This window comes from Shigella flexneri 2a str. 301 (assembly GCF_000006925.2).
In the GTDB taxonomy this organism is placed as follows: Bacteria; Pseudomonadota; Gammaproteobacteria; order Enterobacterales; family Enterobacteriaceae; genus ECMA0423.
The window spans coordinates 26,242-40,910 of sequence record NC_004851.1 but is presented as its reverse complement, the minus strand read 5'-3'; the positions used below and the strand labels follow the sequence as shown (position 1 = coordinate 40,910).

Below are 14,669 nucleotides of genomic sequence, written 5' to 3'. Positions count from 1 at the left end.
GTACCTGCTCCCCGTGGTTATCTGGTTAACCCATATACAAGGGAGACAGAATGACCGAATCCAGCGATTACGAATCCGTCCAGGTCTTTATCGGCGTTGATGTCGGTAAAGATACGCATCACGCTGTTGCCATTAATCGTTCAGGTAAACGCCTGTTCGATAAAGCATTACCCAACGACGAAAACAAACTCAGGTCGCTAATATCTGACCTGAAACAACATGGTCAGATACTGCTGGTTGTTGATCAGCCAGCTACCATCGGTGCGTTACCTGTCGCCGTTGCCCGCTCAGAAGGAGTCCTTGTCGGATACCTCCCTGGACTGGCCATGCGCCGCATAGCCGACTTACACGCCGGTGAAGCTAAAACTGATGCTCGTGACGCTGCCATCATTGCCGAAGCTGCCCGTACCCTGCCTCACGCGCTACGCACGCTGAAACTGGCTGACGAGCAAATCGCCGAACTCTCCATGCTCTGCGGCTTCGATGATGATCTTGCCGCACAGACAACGCAGGCCAGCAACCGTATCCTCGGCCTTCTGACCCAGATACATCCGGCACCGGAGCGCGTTCTCGGTCCGAGACTTGAGCACCCGGCGGTACTCGATCTTCTCCAGCGATATCCCTCACCAGAAAAACTCGCTTCGCTGGGTGAGAAGGAGCTGGCAGCCCAGGTCTGCAAACGTGCGCCTCGTATGGGGTAAACGCGTTGCAGCAGACATAGTTCAGGCACTGGCCGAACAAACGGTCGTCGTTCCCGGCACGAATGCCGCTGCCGTAGTACTGCCACGTCTGGCACTCCAGCTCATCACGCTGCGTAAGCAAAGAGACGAGGTGGCGCTTGAGGTAGAACAGCGAGTTCTTGCTCACCCTCTTTACCCGGTCCTGACCAGTATGCCCGGAGTCGGTGTCAGGACCGCAGCCAGACTCCTCACCGAGGTCGCCTGCCGCGCCTTCGCCTCTGCCGCACATCTCGCTGCTTATGCTGGCCTTGCGCCGGTAACTCGGCGATCCGGCTCGTCAATACGCGGTGAGCATCCCTCGCGACGGGGTAATAAAGCTCTCAAACGGGCGTTGTTCCTGTCGGCCTTCACCGCGCTCAGGGATCCGCTCTCCAGGGCTTACTACACCCGCAAAATGAGTCAGGGAAAACGACACAATCAGGCGCTTATCGCCCTGGCGAGACGACGCTGCGACGTTCTGTTCGCCATGATGCGCGACGGGACTTTTTATACCCCGCAGGGGTCATAACATGCTTGACAACTTAATAGGGACACCCCCCTAAGCCGTCTATGGGAAGGAGTCTGCTGTTATTCCAGAGAATGGTAATTCAGTCATATATTTCTCCATCTATGACTTGTCAATACTATCCTGATATTTGTGGGTCAGCAATATATTCTACTAAAAGGTATTTAAGGTCATTGCGTCCCTGCACTCGAATAATGGTGAAGAAAGCATGATAAATATATCACGATAACGTTCAGTATGTATCGAGGGGTAATGACTCCAACTTACTGATAGTGTTTTATGTTCAGATAATGCCCGATGACCTTGTCATGCAGCTCCACCGATTTTGAGAACGACAGTGACTTCCGTCCCAGCCTTGCCAGATGTTGTCTCAGATTCAGATTATGTCGCTCAATGCGCTGAGTGTAACGCTTGCTGATAACGTGCAGCTTTCCCTTCAGGCGTGATTCATACAGCGGACAGCCATCCGTCATCCATACCACGACCTCAAAGGCCGACAGCAGGCTCAGAAGACGCTCCAGTGTGGCCAGAGTGCGTTCACCGAAGACGTGCGCCACAACCGTCCTCCGTATCCTGTCATACGCGTAAAACAGCCAGCGCTGACGTGATTTAGCACCGACGTAGCCCCAATGTTCGTCCATTTCAGCGCAGACAATCACATCACTGCCCGGTTGTATGCGCGAGGTTACCGACTGCGGCCTGAGTTTTTTAAGTGACGTAAAACCGTGTTGAGGCCAATGCCCATAATGCGTGCACTGGCGCGACATCCGACGCCATTCATGGCCATATCAATGATTTTCTGGTGCGTACCGGGCTGAGAGGCGGTGTAAGTGAACTGTAGTTGCCATGTTTTACGGCAATGAGAGCAGAGATTGCGCTGATGTCCGGCAGTGCTTTTGCCGTTACGCACCACGCCTTCAGTAGCGGAGCAGGAAGGACATCTGATGGAAATGGAAGCCACGCAAGCACCTTAAAATCACCATCATACACTAAATCAATAAGTTGGCAGCATTACCGTATCGAGGATAGATGGAGTTACTCCTCTCTGAAATAGAATTACTGCTCTACTTTTTCTGTTTCCAGAAATTATTAGTAACAAACCCTGATATATTCTTTTGAAAATGGAGCTTAAACGAGTCTGAAATTAACTTCAGAAATCAGAATACCGTTGGCTTTGTTTTTCATCAATTCCGGCTTCATTTATCTTTGTCAACCATTGCATTTCTGTAGCAGTGAATTTCAACGTTTTCGTCCGGTTGGCAGCAGGTATTTGTAATTCGTATATAGCTGCTTTTTTATTGAAAACAGTATATCCATCTGTAGTAACAGTAGAAGATAATAATACAGGATTTGATACTTCAAGGATGATATTTTCTTGTTTTTGTGGAAGGCAAGGGAATATAGTTTGTGTAAGCATATTGCTTCCTTATGTTATATTTTAGTAAAGAATTTATTTTTTACATTATAGTCGGCTAAATGAAGTTTACTGTAAAAAAACGATACTTTTTTCGTAAGCGATGAGATGTGGAGCCAGAAAAATGGCTGCGTTACGTCATTGAACTGTCCTTGACCCACGATATTCAGACAGTCGTTGTATCTTAAGTTGACATTACCCGCTGACGTCGATATTCCCTTGGTGAGAGATAACCCAACGCACTATGCGGATGGTTTTCATTGTAATGCTCGATCGCCACTGCAAGGTTATGCAATGCCGTTCTTGGTTTCGGCATGAACGCGATGCAGTCTTCCTTCATCGTTTTCATGAACCGTTCTGCTATTCCATTACTCTGAGGGCTACTGACTGCCGTCGTGCAGGGCTCCAGATTCAACTCTCTGGCGAACTGCCGTGTTTCATGAGCCGTATAAGCCGAACCGTTATCGGCCACTGGATTGGCCGTTCCGGTCCTTTATCGCCATATCGCTCCTGACATGACATCCTGCACCGTTGCTTTGTCATAATCTCCCGTGCCTGCTGCCCAGTCTATGGCTTCACGATCGCAATATGGAACGTAACGCTGTCATCGGGAGAATCGTCAATGCGGCATTCGGTTAACGCTTACCAATATCAACACCAACCGGATTTGTGGAGCCTCCAGTCTGAAGGGGCTTTATGCGTTCCGTATAGGATATTATGATGCTGGAGTTTTGCGAAGCTCCACTCCTTTCCGAACATTTACACAGATATTGCCTAAGAAAAGTGAAACCATAATATGGTTATAGTCCCTTTCAGTGCAAATACTTAGCTTGTTGCACAGAGAAATAGAAGCTGCATAAGCTCTTTCTTCAAAAAATGTAAATAAAGTTAAATATAGGAAAAATTACTTAATCTATCTTAATAACGGAAAGATTTTGTATACAATCACTGTTACAGAAATTTCTTAGTTACTCTGTAAACACTAAATATAGTTTGGTATATTCTGTTGAATTTATGATGGATATGGGACATAAAAACAAAATAGATATAAAGGTTCGCTTGCATAACTATATTATTTTATATGCAAAAAGGTGTTCAATGACGGTTAGCTCAGGCAATGAAACTTTGACTATCGATGAAGGGCAAATTGCTTTTATAGAGCGAAATATACAAATAAACGTCTCCATAAAAAAATCTGATAGCATTAATCCATTTGAGATTATAAGCCTTGACAGAAATTTATTATTAAGCATTATTAGAATAATGGAACCAATTTATTCATTTCAACACTCCTATTCTGAGGAGAAAAGGGGGTTAAACAAAAAAATATTCCTCCTCTCTGAGGAGGAGGTTTCTATCGATTTGTTCAAATCTATAAAAGAGATGCCTTTCGGCAAAAGAAAGATCTATAGTTTAGCTTGCCTTTTATCAGCTGTTTCTGATGAGGAAGCTTTATATACTTCGATATCGATAGCTTCTTCTCTTAGTTTTTCTGATCAGATAAGGAAGATTGTTGAAAAAAACATCGAGAAGAGATGGCGTCTTTCTGATATTTCAAATAACTTGAATTTATCAGAAATAGCTGTTAGAAAACGATTGGAGAGTGAAAAATTAACATTTCAACAAATCCTTCTTGATATTCGCATGCATCATGCAGCAAAGCTTTTATTGAATAGTCAAAGCTATATTAATGATGTATCAAGACTTATCGGAATATCAAGCCCATCTTATTTTATAAGGAAATTTAATGAATATTATGGTATAACTCCAAAGAAATTTTACTTATATCATAAAAAATTTTAAATGCTTCATAGCCCATCGCTATTGCCAGATGGGTTTTCCCCACACCTGATGGCCCCAGTAATACGATATTTTCATTACGTTCTATGAAGCTGAGTGAGCGTAACGACTGGAGTTGCTTCTGCGGTGCTCCGGTGGCGAATGTGAAGTCATACTCTTCGAACGTTTTCACCGCCGGGAAGGCTGCCATTCGGGTATACATCGCCTGTTTACGTTGATGACGTGCCAGTTTTTCTTCATGAAGCAGATGCTCCAGGAAGTCCATATAACTCCATTCCTGGTCTACTGCCTGTTGTGACAGCGCAGGCGCTGCGCTTATGTACTGCACCCATTTTGTTGGACGATGAAATGGAATAGCCCCTGATATGTCAAAGCCAAAATACCCTTTTGAAAAGCGCCTTGAAGTCGTGAATCACTACTTCACTACTGATGATGGTTACAGGATCATCTCGGCACGTTTTGGTGTCCCCCGAACCCAGGTCAGGACATGGGTTGCCCTCTATGAAAAACATGGAGAAAAAGGCTTAATTCCCAAACCTAAAGGTGTTAGTGCTGATCCAGAGTTGCGTATTAAGGTCGTGAAAGCTGTGATTGAGCAGCACATGTCCCTTAATCAGGCTGCTGCTCACTTTATGCTTGCTGGTAGTGGTTCTGTAGCCAGGTGGCTGAAGGTTTATGAAGAGCGCGGAGAAGCTGGTTTACGCGCGCTCAAGATTGGCACCAAAAGAAACATTGCAATATCAGTTGATCCAGAAAAAGCGGCATCAGCATTGGAGCTGTCAAAAGACCGACGCATTGAGGATCTTGAAAGGCAAGTTCGATTTCTTGAAACGCGGCTTGTGTATCTAAAAAAGCTGAAAGCCTTAGCTCATCCCACGAAAAAGTGAAAGTACTCAACGAGCTAAGGCAGTTTTATCCTCTTGATGAGCTTCTCAGGGCTGCGGAGATACCGCGCAGTACGTTTTATTACCATCTAAAGGCTCTCAGCAAGCCTGACAAGTATGCGGACGTTAAAAAGCGTATTGGTGAGATTTATCATGAGAATAGAGGCCGATACGGATACCGTAGGGTAACGCTGTCTCTTCATCGAGAAGGGAAACAGATTAACCATAAAGCTGTTCACGTATAGGAAATTGAAAAACTAAGCGATACCCCTGTCCGCGCCTTATGCCACGTGAGCTTTTCTGCTTTTCCCTCCACTCCGGTGTTTTCTCTCTCTGCATGGTCGATTCTTATACCGCAACAGGCTGTTTTTTATACTTGCACCGATTCCCGGGCACACTTAGCCTGTGTCAGGCCGGCATATACCTCAGCAGACTGATATCCCGCGCGTTTTTCTTCAGCCCCTCCACATTCAGTCCCGCGATGGCCCGGCGGTATACCATCCGGCCGCCACACAGCACGCATTCGAACGGGTCACGACTCAGGAACTGTTTCACCATTTGTGCATAGCACACTTTCGCCACTGGTTCCGGTTTATCCATCCCCAGAGCACGGTACACCTGCGGCAGCTTCTCTCCACACACCCGGTTGGCAAGGAACCCGAAGTACCTCACCATCTTAAAAAACTTCTCCGGGATGTGCTGTTTCAGCCTCGCGACCAGCTCACGCTGTGTCAGCGTTTCCGTCGCCGTTTCTCCCGTTTTGTGGTCCAGGTAACGGAAGCTCAGGCTCGCCCCTCCGTTGTAATGTGCCAGCCGGGAGGCCGCTATCGGCGGCTTCTTCAGATAACGACCCAGGTAGCGCGCCGTATTCCTCCCGCCGGCCGTTTTTTTCGACATGTACACATGCCAGTATTTTCCTCCGGCTTTCAGCACCAGGCTTCTCCTCTGTGATTCCGTCGTGATATGTGACAACGACTCCGGCATCGCCAGCCCCTCTGACCACGCTTTCAGAAGCCGTTGCCGCATATTCCACATCCACCGCGAACGCATCGCGTCTTTCAGGAAGCTCAGCTTTTTCCACTGACCATGCTTATTCAGACCTCCACAGGTTACAGACACATGTACATGCGGATGCCAGTTGAGACGACGGCCATACGTGTGGATGGCGCAGAAGATACCGGGTTCCTGCCCCCGTTTCCGGGCGGCATACAGCAGATTCTCCACCGCCAGACGGCACACGTCATTCAGCAGCCACCGGTTGCTTTCGAACACCGGCCACTGCGTGTCCGGCAGGGTGAAGACCAGGTGTACCCAGTCGCAGTCAGGAAGACGATTCAGCTGTGTCGCTATCCACAGGTCTGTGGCCTTTTTTCCGCAGGACGGGCAGGCACGGCTGCCGCATGAGTTAGTGACGTATCTGACGTGGGGGCACTCAGGTTTATCGCAGATGTATTCCTTCACGCCCAGTATCCGCGTGCCGCAGGCCAGCATTTTTGTGACAGCCTCAACCTCGATATCGCGCAGACCGCCCGCATCCAGGAAGGATGTCCAGCACTGGTTGGCCGTGAACAGACGTTTCAGCGGGCGGGGAGTAAAAGCGGACAACATGAGGACGGATTAACCCCCGGTATCCTGTAGCCGGGTAAGGGCTGCTGTGTCGCCACGGCGCTCCAGGATGGAGGCCGCGACCATCGCAGGTGGTGGGTCCATGGGTTTGAGCATCTTCATCCAGTCCCATTCACGTTGTGAGAGCTTCTCAGCACCAACAGAGAGCAGAACGGTATCTATACTTTTGCGGGTCAACATAAGAGGATGAGTCCTTAATAAAACAGGTCCTCAGAGCATACATATTCTGCGGAGCGTGCGGCAACAACAGGACGAACAGGGGCGGTTTTCAATTTGCAGCCGTCAGGCTGCCGTGGTTCAGCGCCTGATGGGAATCCTCTCACTTAAGGCAGCGATTAAGGTCAAGCGATACCGCTCTTACAGAGGAGAGGTAGGGCAAACCGCCCCCTATGTTCTCCAACGAGATTTCAAGGCTACGCGGCCAAACGAGAAGTGGGTTACCGATTTTACTGAATTTGCAGTCAATGGGCGCAAGCTGTATTTGTCTCCAGTAATAGATCTCTTCAACAACGAAGTTATTTCTTACAGCCTTTCGGAAAGACCAGTGATGAACATGGTCGAGAATATGCTCGATCAGGCATTCAAAAAGCTTAATGAACCGCCCCGGGAATCCTGGAGACTAAACTTCCTGAGAAAGAGGTAAACAGGATGACTAAAAATACTCGTTTTTCCCCCGAAGTCCGTCAACGGGCAGTCCGTATGGTTCTGGAAAGTCAGGGCGAATATGACTCACAATGGGCGACAATTTGTTCCATTGCTCCAAAGATTGGCTGTACGCCGGAGACTCTGCGTGTCTGGGTTCGCCAGCATGAGCGGGATACCGGGGGCGGTGATGGAGGGCTCACCACCGCTGAACGTCAGCGTCTGAAAGAGCCGGAACGTGAAAATCGTGAACTGCGCCGCAGTAACAATATCCTTCGCCTGGCTTCCGCTTATTTTGCAAAGGCGGAGTTCGACCGCCTCTGGAAAAAATAATGCCACTGCTGGATAAGCTGCGTGAGCAGTACGGGGTCGGACCGGTATGCAGTGAACTGCATATTGCCCCGTCAACGTATTACCACTGTCAGCAACAGCGACATCATCCGGATAAACGCAGTGCCCGTGCGCAGCGCGATGACTGGCTGAAGAAAGAGATACAGCGCGTATACGATGAAAATCACAAGGTATACGGTGTAAAGTCTGGCGTCAGTTGTTACGGGAAGGTATCAGAGTGGCCAGATGCACTGTGGCACGTCTCATGGCGGTTATGGGACTTGCCGGTGTTCTCCGGGGTAAAAAGGTCCGTACGACCATCAGCCGGAAAGCCGTTGCCGCAGGCGACCGCGTAAACCATCAGTTCGTGGCAGAACGACCTGACCAGCTGTGGGTGGCTGATTTTACTTACGTCAGCACATGGCAGGGCTTCGTCTATGTGGCGTTCATCATTGATGTGTTTGCCGGATGCATCGTGGGGTGGCGGGTCTCATCGTCCATGGAAACGACATTCGTGCTGGATGCACTGGAGCAGGCGTTATGGGCCCGTCGACCGTCCGGCACGGTCCATCACAGTGATAAAGGTTCTCAGTATGTATCGCTGGCCTACACACAGCGGCTTAAGGAAGCCGGATTACTGGCATCAACAGGAAGTACAGGCGACTCGTATGACAACGCGATGGCGGAGAGCATCAATGGTCTTTACAAAGCGGAGGTAATACACCGTAAGAGCTGGAAAAACCGTGCAGAAGTGGAACTGGCCACACTCACGTGGGTGGACTGGTATAACAATCGACGATTGCTGGAAAGGCTGGGCCATACTCCTCCGGCAGAAGCAGAAAAAGCTTATTATGCTTCCATCGGAAACGATGATCTGGCAGCCTGAGTTCACAGATAAAACACTCTCCAGGAAACCCGGGGCGGTTCAGTTGCTGAACTGCTGGAACCGCTGTATGACATCCTGCGCCAGTATGTGCTGATGCCCGGTAAAGTCCATGCCGATGATATCCCCGTTCCGGTCCAGGAGCCGGGCAGCGGTAAAACAAGGACTGCCCGGCTGTGGGTCTACGTTCGTGATGACCGTAACGCCGGTTCGGAAATTGCAGCATAAGTTATCCATGCTCTGAGGTGGGTAGAGGTGGGCCCTCCGGTCAGGGTTTACAGGAGCACAGACCAAACGACCCGGTGCTGCTTCATTCTAAGGAATGAGGTGGTGAGCGACTCCGGGAAAAGGCAGAGATCTACTGTCACGTGGGTTCGGGAAGCTGAACGAAAGTAAACTGTCCGATGAAGCATCGAAATCTTAGATGATGCCAAAATGGGGCCGTACAGCCGTCCCCTGATAAGCGCAGAAGACACCTGCTTACTGACTGCGCGGCATCCGGTGTGAAGGCAGCAGGATCCCGGGCCAGACCATCTCAGGGAACGTGAGAACCTGTTTCCGGCACGTATCGGGAAACAGGGGCGGACCCATTCGTAGTAGTGATGAAAGATCTGTAATGGGTCTGGAGCGAAGGGATGGGGATCACATTCATTGCAGAAGACACAACCCAAAAGGGGATGACGTAACTGATGCAACGAAAATCATTTGAAATACCAAAAGCACTGGTCTGGGCATCATATCTGGATGTGCGTCGCAACAAGGGAGCCCCCCGGATGCGACGGGCAGACTTTGAAAATGTTCGACCAGCAACGTGATGGCAATCTATACAAGATCTGGAACCGGCTATGTTCGGGAACATGGTTTCCGCCACCAGTGCTGGAAAAACGGATCCCGAAGTCGAATGGCAAGGAACGCATTCTGGGGATCCCAACAGTATCCGATCGAATTGCTCAGGGAGCGATAAAACTTTTCATGGAAGAAAAGCTTGACCCGATTTTCCATGCTGATTCATATGGTTACCGACCAGGCAAATCAGCTCATGACGCTCTGAAACAATGTGCCATCCGGTGCTGGCGTTATACCTGGATACTGTAAGTGGACATAAACGCGTGTTTCAACGATGTGATATATGATCTGGTGCTCAAAGCTCTGGAACACCACGGGATGCCTAAATGGGTCATCCTGTACTGTCGACGCTGGATGGAAGCGCCAATGCAGAGTTGTGAAAATGGAGAATTAATAACCCGAACACGAGGCACTCCGCAGGGCGGGGTCATTAGTCCGCTACTTGCTAACTTGTTCCTTCACTATGCATTTGATTTGTGGATGGAAAGAGAATATCGGGGGGTACCGTTTGAGAGGTACGCTGACGATATTGTAGTACATTGTTCACGAATGAGTGATGCAACAAGGCTAAAGAACAGGTTATCGGAGCGCTTCTCGGAAGTCGGGCTGGTCCTGAATGCAGGGAAAACGAATATCGCCTACATTGACACGTTTAAAAGGAGAAACGTCGCAACGAGTTTCACCTTTCTCGGATATGACTTCAAAGTGCGTACGCTGAAGAATTTCAAAGGCGAACGGTACCGAAAATGCATGCCGGGTGCGTCAAATGCAGCAATGCGCAAAATAACAGAAACAATCAAGAAGTGGCGTATACATCGCTCAACAGCTGAGAGTTTGCTGGATTTTGCGAGGCGCTACAATGCGATAGTGAGAGGCTGGATCGAGTACTACGGAAAGTTCTGGTCCAGAAATTTCAACTATCGACTGTGGAGTGCAATGCAGTCACGTCTGCTCAAGTGGATGCAGTCTAAATACAGACTTTCGAACCGGAAGGCTCAGCGAAAGCTGACGCTGGTAAGGAAGGAGTATCCGAAGCTATTTGTTCACTGGTATTTACTACGTGCATCAAATGAGTGATCAAGAGCCGTATGACGCGAGAGTGTCACGTACGGTTCCGTGAGCAGCCGGGGAGTGAAATTCTCTCCGGCTGACTCGACTCGCGGGTTCCGACAGCGATGACGAACATGCGGCGGTGTTGTACTCGCTGATCGGCACATGCCGTCTGAACAATGTGGAACCAGAAAAATGGCTGCGTTACGTCATTGAGCATATCCAGGACTGGCCGGCAAACCGGGTACGTGATCTGTTGCCCTGGAAAGTTGATCTGAGCTCTCAGTAAATATCAATACGGTTCTGACGAGCCGCTTACTTTTGGCGTAATTCTGCTGCGCCTTTACTGAACACAATGCCGTATTCAGCAAGAAGTCCACGAATGTGATTTATCAGTTGTGTCCTTTCCATTGAAACCAACCGACGCATATTCAAAAAAGTCTGGACGTCCTGTTGCTCCAGAGTTTTTATTGGTACGGGTCGTATAGTTCCATGTTGGCAGGCCTCAGCTATTGCCTGTGCGTCGTTATAATCATTTTTCTGGCACCGCTGATAAGCTTTAACATGTTGTGCCGGAAGCAATATTACATCATGGTCGAGTTTCCTGATTTCCCGGGCCCAGTAATGAGATGCCCCGCCAGCCTCCATCGCAACAGTCATTTTAGGCTGTTGCACCAGCCAGTTAAGCAGTTGATTGCGAGAAAGTTTGGTCTTTCCTGCGGGTTTGCCATGAGCATTGATACTGAAAAGATAAAAGTTCGTTTTAGCCAGATCAATGCCGGTGATTTTCTGTTCAGACATGGTATCCCGCTTACTTTTGTTGTTAAAGTTTATCCATCATGGCGCAATTGAAGGCTGCCGTGAAAGAGGGGGAAGACTATCTCATCGGTTACTGTTAAACGGCTAAGAGAAACTATCTTTTTCAAGCAAAGAAGATACGGTGAAACAGGCGATTTCACCGTGAAATACTGTTCAAAAAAAACGCTAATAAAAGCAAAATTTCTTTTAAAACAGCCAATTAAAAACTGGCGAGTTGCTGGCGAAAAACTTGAATTTTCACAGCGAATTCAGATTATCTTTTAGTACAAGAGCAATCATACGATCTAACTTATCCTGAACTTCCAACGGTAATCTGCCGAATTCATATGAGAACGTACGTCCCTTTACTCGTTTTCGAGCAAATTTATCTTTACTATCAAATTTCCATAACAAAGTTACAACCGCTTTATCCTTTACTCCTGAATCAAGCAATGAAGACATTTCCTTGGTTATAAGCCGCATAATACTGTTTTTAACCTCGTCTTCAGAAAGATTGTCATCAGCAGTAATAAGCTCAATACTCGGCGAGATATTCTTCACAACTTCATCAATAGATATATCACCCAGCCTCAGTCGTTCACTTAATTCAGCCAGTTGCCTGTAATCGGCGTATGTCAGCTCAGACTGAACAGGAAAAAGAGACACAAAATCTTTAGGTACGGACGCTGCTTGGAGGGCACGAGTCACCTTAGCTGCCGACAATCCCTCTCTTTCCGCAATTTGCTTCTGGTTCATACCGGCCTCTTTGAGACGTACTAAACGCAACCCAATTTCACGAATATTATGTTCAAGTGACGTCTGCAAATCTTTCGCCAGATGCTGAGCTTCAGAAACAGTAAGCTCATCATCCGTTACAAGTACACGTAATCCAACCTTGCATAGCAAAGCTGCTGCCCGACGACGGGAACCATCCAAAATCTCAATAAGATCGCCAGTCCGAATCCCAATACATGGATAGAATTGTTGTAAACGTATAGTTCTGGTGATGTCTTTTAGTGAGTCCGGCGTCAGGGCTGTCTGTTCGCGGCCATTCACCTCTTCGACCACAAAAGTTTGAGTATCCACTTTGTCATGATCAACCTTGATCTCAGTAAATTTTGCCTTTCGGCCAGTATTGAGGGTAAATACATGAACTGGAGCCGATATTTCTTCAGTATTATTCAGGATATTTGTATTCAGCGTACGGCCAATAGTCGGTCGGTGCTTTCTGTTTTCCATCAGTAGTTGGCCCTTATAAATTCAATACGATCAAAAACTGCTTTAGCGAAATCTTCTGCTGCCATACGTGCATTTTTCAAAGCTTCACCACTGCCAACATAAGTAACAGGATTCGCAGATATCACGGTATCAAACGACTCGCCGCTTCTCTCAAAACCATCAAGACGTGGCATTGAAACATCAAGCATGTCACCACCGAAAATCTCTTTTGTCAGGCTATGGCAGTATTTATGATCTGACTTATTCGCCAGTTTCGACATGAAGCCAATATTTGCCTGCAAACGGCATGAACATCCATCCTGTTCAATAATCTGTACAAGTTCAGGTAAACGAGCCAAATATTTAAGCGTGGAATGGAAATCAACTTGTGCTGGCGGCACCGGTGTAAACATGATATCTGCGGCAGCAATGGCATTTTTCAAAAATGCGTCCAGATGCGGGCCTGTATCAATAAGGATGAAGTCGAAATCATGCTTCAGCTTATCAATAATATTCTCACGCAATATCGCGTGTTTGTTTTGTCCTAATAGATGCTCCTCGCACAGAGTATCCCAGTTTGATGCAATAAAGGCGTCGTCAATAGAAGCCGGCATAACATAAACGCCAGGGATAACTGACGGAACGATAAAATCTTCCAGTAATTCCTCACGACTCACGTTCTGCAACATAGCCTGCGGTGCGGTTGTATCAACCAGCCCCACCGCATGCAAGTAGTTCAGAAACATAGTGGCTGATGACTGGGGATCTAAATCAAGGAGCAGAATACGTAAATCTTCTGACAGCAGGTGAGGATGAGCACGCAGGGCGTGAGCTACGGAAACACTACTCACGGTTTTAGACACACCGCCTTTTAGACTACCGATGAATATGGAATATGCCTCACTATAACGATCGCGATATTTAGGAATGCCACGATGTGCATAGATATCGATAATGTTCTGGATGGTTAATGCATATTTTGTCGCGGTTCCTGCTGGGCGTTTTTCAAACTGATAGCCCTGAGCCTCCATCTCACCGACTGCACCATCCACGCTTGCGCGCGTTAATTTTGGAAGCTTAGCTACAGCAGACTTTGAATAGACTTGATAAAAAACATCAGCCTGAAACTCCTGCTTTTGCTCCTGAATCTGTTTTGTTAGGGCGAGCAACATTTTATCTGCACGCTGCGCAACCTTACTTAACTGCTCAAAACTAGTCATTCCCCCTCCGTGCTATGTAGGATTTTAACTTATTACAAAAAAAACTGCATTAGCAGGGTAATGCATGCAAGTACATATTGTACATGCTTATATTAAAAATGCGCGCATTGCTGATTTATTAATCATCGGAATGAATATTACTGTAAGATAGTATGCCTTTCCGGGAGAAAGACGCTGATTTCCCCCGAATAATCCAGTTCACCACCACACTCCGGACAACAGCTTTCTTCAGGCTCCAGATGGTGTATTTCGCGGGAAACATGTTCCGGTAACGGACGGCGATGACGTGACTGTCGCAACAGGCGGGGGTAGTGCTTCCAATCAGTAGAACATGTGCTTTTCAATGAAGGAGCCGATGACTTTTTCGTGGATTTCCACGGAACGCGAGAAGCAGATTGTTTTACGTGCCAGCCGCTTGATGCGGGTGCGGAGGGTCCGGTTGTTACGTGCAATACGTTGCGTGAAGATTTTGCCGGTCAGGTGTTTCTCCTTCGGCACTTCTCTGGCGTAGCTGCCCCAGTCATCGCTGGTCACCATGCCGATACAGAACGGAGTCAACAGGGCTAACAGTTCCCGACAGGTCTCATCATTCCGTGGCCCGAAAGTGTAAGCCAACACACCGCCAGTTTTAGTGTTGTACGCATACCAGAGCCAGTGTTGTGTCAACGACGGATGAAAAGTGATCCACTTATATCTCCACCAACGGCCCAATA

The 14,669-nt window shown here is 47.9% G+C and carries 20 protein-coding genes, 2 pseudogenes and 11 other annotated features (2 of these 33 only partly in view); of the genes and pseudogenes, 9 read left to right on the top strand and 13 right to left on the bottom strand.

The features are described from left to right. Positions 1-1,279: a mobile genetic element, on the bottom strand; it reaches 96 nt to the left of the window's first position. Next, positions 51-1,251, top strand: a sequence feature (Similar to Shigella flexneri putative transposase for IS110 ref: NP_085282.1 (398 aa). BLAST with identity of 98% in 398 aa. This CDS contains an in-frame stop codon. The sequence has been checked and is believed to be correct.). Its footprint overlaps the feature before it by 1,201 nt. After that, positions 51-1,251 (top strand): annotated as a pseudogene (locus tag CP0053). Its footprint lies within the feature at positions 1-1,279 and overlaps the feature before it by 1,201 nt. Positions 1,280-1,493: 214 nt before the next feature. Beyond that, positions 1,494-2,261, bottom strand: a mobile genetic element. Here the strand turns inward: CP0053 and insB are convergent. Continuing rightward, on the bottom strand, positions 1,509-1,904 hold the full coding sequence (insB, locus tag CP0051; RefSeq protein NP_858184.1) for an IS1 ORF2: 396 nt from the start codon (positions 1,902-1,904) through the stop codon (positions 1,509-1,511). It overlaps the preceding feature by 396 nt. Further along, positions 1,931-2,158 carry an IS1 ORF1 gene (gene insA, locus CP0049; RefSeq protein ID NP_858182.2) on the bottom strand — a complete coding sequence of 76 codons (228 nt, stop codon included), beginning with the start codon at positions 2,156-2,158 and terminating at the stop codon, positions 1,931-1,933. (Lies within the feature at positions 1,494-2,261.) Between insA and CP0050 the strand changes: the two genes are divergently transcribed. Continuing rightward, the gene (locus CP0050) at positions 2,087-2,299 is read left to right on the top strand and encodes an IS1 encoded protein (protein ID NP_858183.2); all 213 of its coding nucleotides are present in this window, start codon (positions 2,087-2,089) and stop codon (positions 2,297-2,299) included. The two genes, insA and CP0050, sit on opposite strands and share 72 nt — an antisense overlap. A gap of 96 nt (positions 2,300-2,395) precedes the next feature. Here the strand turns inward: CP0050 and ospE2 are convergent, their stop codons facing one another. Both ospE2 and CP0047 read right to left on the bottom strand, forming a co-directional pair. Continuing rightward, positions 2,396-2,662, bottom strand: a complete 267-nt coding sequence (ospE2, locus tag CP0048) for an OspE2 (protein YP_001449236.1) — start codon at positions 2,660-2,662, stop codon at positions 2,396-2,398. A gap of 181 nt (positions 2,663-2,843) precedes the next feature. After that, on the bottom strand, positions 2,844-3,131 hold the full coding sequence (locus tag CP0047) for an IS2 ORF2 (protein ID NP_858180.1): 288 nt from the start codon (positions 3,129-3,131) through the stop codon (positions 2,844-2,846). 542 nt (positions 3,132-3,673) lie between these two features. Here CP0047 and virF point away from each other — a divergent pair. Then, positions 3,674-4,462, top strand: coding sequence for a transcriptional activator VirF (gene virF / locus CP0046; RefSeq protein NP_858179.2), 789 nt, complete (start codon positions 3,674-3,676; stop codon positions 4,460-4,462). Here virF and CP0045 read toward each other — a convergent pair. After that, positions 4,404-4,787 (bottom strand): IS100 ORF2, encoded by a 384-nt coding sequence (locus tag CP0045; protein ID NP_858178.1) that lies wholly within the window; start codon positions 4,785-4,787, stop codon positions 4,404-4,406. The genes virF and CP0045 overlap by 59 nt on opposite strands. Then, positions 4,464-4,778, bottom strand: a mobile genetic element (partial). Its footprint overlaps the gene before it by 315 nt. Continuing rightward, positions 4,778-5,581, top strand: a mobile genetic element (partial). (Overlaps the previous feature by 1 nt.) Here CP0045 and CP0044 point away from each other — a divergent pair. Continuing rightward, on the top strand, positions 4,825-5,346 hold the full coding sequence (locus tag CP0044; protein ID NP_858177.1) for an IS150 ORF1(ORF A): 522 nt from the start codon (positions 4,825-4,827) through the stop codon (positions 5,344-5,346). Its footprint overlaps the feature before it by 522 nt. Then, positions 5,580-7,268 (bottom strand) — a mobile genetic element. On the opposite strand, the gene CP0043 is transcribed toward CP0044, so the two are convergent. Together CP0043 and CP0042 are read right to left on the bottom strand one after the other, a co-directional pair. Continuing rightward, entirely contained in the window at positions 5,752-6,951 is a 1,200-nt protein-coding gene (locus CP0043; RefSeq protein ID NP_858176.1) for an IS1294 transposase, read from the bottom strand. (Overlaps the previous feature by 1,200 nt.) Beyond that, the gene (locus CP0042) at positions 6,961-7,149 is read right to left on the bottom strand and encodes an IS1294 transposase (protein ID NP_858175.1); all 189 of its coding nucleotides are present in this window, start codon (positions 7,147-7,149) and stop codon (positions 6,961-6,963) included. Its footprint lies within the feature at positions 5,580-7,268. Between CP0042 and CP0041 the strand changes: the two genes are divergently transcribed. The 3 genes from CP0041 to CP0039 all read left to right on the top strand — a co-directional run bounded on the left by CP0041 (position 7,205) and on the right by CP0039 (position 8,827). Beyond that, a complete protein-coding gene (locus tag CP0041) occupies positions 7,205-7,612 on the top strand; it encodes an IS150 ORF B (protein NP_858174.1) in 408 nt (135 codons plus the stop codon). Then, positions 7,265-7,564, top strand: a mobile genetic element (partial). It overlaps the preceding gene by 300 nt. Then, positions 7,564-8,869 (top strand) — a mobile genetic element. Its footprint overlaps the feature before it by 1 nt. Then, positions 7,618-7,944 carry an IS629 ORF1 gene (locus CP0040; protein NP_858173.1) on the top strand — a complete coding sequence of 109 codons (327 nt, stop codon included), beginning with the start codon at positions 7,618-7,620 and terminating at the stop codon, positions 7,942-7,944. It overlaps the preceding feature by 327 nt. Further along, a complete protein-coding gene (locus CP0039; RefSeq protein NP_858172.1) occupies positions 8,159-8,827 on the top strand; it encodes an IS629 ORF2 in 669 nt (222 codons plus the stop codon). (Lies within the feature at positions 7,564-8,869.) Positions 8,870-9,099: 230 nt before the next feature. On the opposite strand, the gene CP0038 is transcribed toward CP0039, so the two are convergent. Then, a complete protein-coding gene (locus tag CP0038; RefSeq protein NP_858171.1) occupies positions 9,100-9,519 on the bottom strand; it encodes a hypothetical protein in 420 nt (139 codons plus the stop codon). After that, positions 9,360-9,755, bottom strand: coding sequence for a hypothetical protein (locus tag CP0037; RefSeq protein NP_858170.1), 396 nt, complete (start codon positions 9,753-9,755; stop codon positions 9,360-9,362). Before CP0037 ends, CP0038 begins: the two co-directional genes overlap by 160 nt. Next, positions 9,530-10,750 (top strand) — a sequence feature (Similar to Shigella flexneri putative reverse transcriptase ref: NP_085197.1 (405 aa). BLAST with identity of 97% in 405 aa. This CDS contains an in-frame stop codon. The sequence has been checked and is believed to be correct.). Its footprint overlaps the gene before it by 226 nt. On the opposite strand from CP0037, the pseudogene CP0035 reads away from it, so the two are divergent. Continuing rightward, positions 9,530-10,750 (top strand): annotated as a pseudogene (locus tag CP0035). Its footprint overlaps the feature before it by 1,221 nt. The gene CP0037 and the pseudogene CP0035 sit on opposite strands and share 226 nt — an antisense overlap. Before the next feature lie 285 nt (positions 10,751-11,035). Here the strand turns inward: CP0035 and CP0033 are convergent. Continuing rightward, complete coding sequence (locus CP0033) at positions 11,036-11,395, bottom strand: transposase (RefSeq protein NP_858166.2); 360 nt, start codon at positions 11,393-11,395, stop codon at positions 11,036-11,038. Between CP0033 and CP0034 the strand changes: the two genes are divergently transcribed. Then, on the top strand, positions 11,390-11,572 hold the full coding sequence (locus tag CP0034) for a hypothetical protein (RefSeq protein NP_858167.2): 183 nt from the start codon (positions 11,390-11,392) through the stop codon (positions 11,570-11,572). The genes CP0033 and CP0034 overlap by 6 nt on opposite strands. A 204-nt stretch (positions 11,573-11,776) precedes the next feature. Here CP0034 and parB read toward each other — a convergent pair whose 3' ends face one another. The 3 genes from parB to CP0030 form a co-directional block, all read right to left on the bottom strand. After that, complete coding sequence (gene parB, locus CP0032) at positions 11,777-12,757, bottom strand: plasmid segregation protein (RefSeq protein NP_858165.1); 981 nt, start codon at positions 12,755-12,757, stop codon at positions 11,777-11,779. Continuing rightward, the gene (gene parA, locus CP0031) at positions 12,757-13,956 is read right to left on the bottom strand and encodes a plasmid segregation protein (protein ID NP_858164.1); all 1,200 of its coding nucleotides are present in this window, start codon (positions 13,954-13,956) and stop codon (positions 12,757-12,759) included. The genes parB and parA overlap by 1 nt, the downstream gene beginning before the upstream one ends. Positions 13,957-14,268: 312 nt before the next feature. Next, positions 14,269-14,616, bottom strand: a mobile genetic element (partial). Beyond that, positions 14,278-14,667, bottom strand: coding sequence for an iso-IS1 ORF2 (locus CP0030; RefSeq protein NP_858163.1), 390 nt, complete (start codon positions 14,665-14,667; stop codon positions 14,278-14,280). (Overlaps the previous feature by 339 nt.) Further along, positions 14,616-14,669: a mobile genetic element (partial), on the bottom strand; it runs 1,146 nt beyond the window's last position. (Overlaps the previous gene by 52 nt.)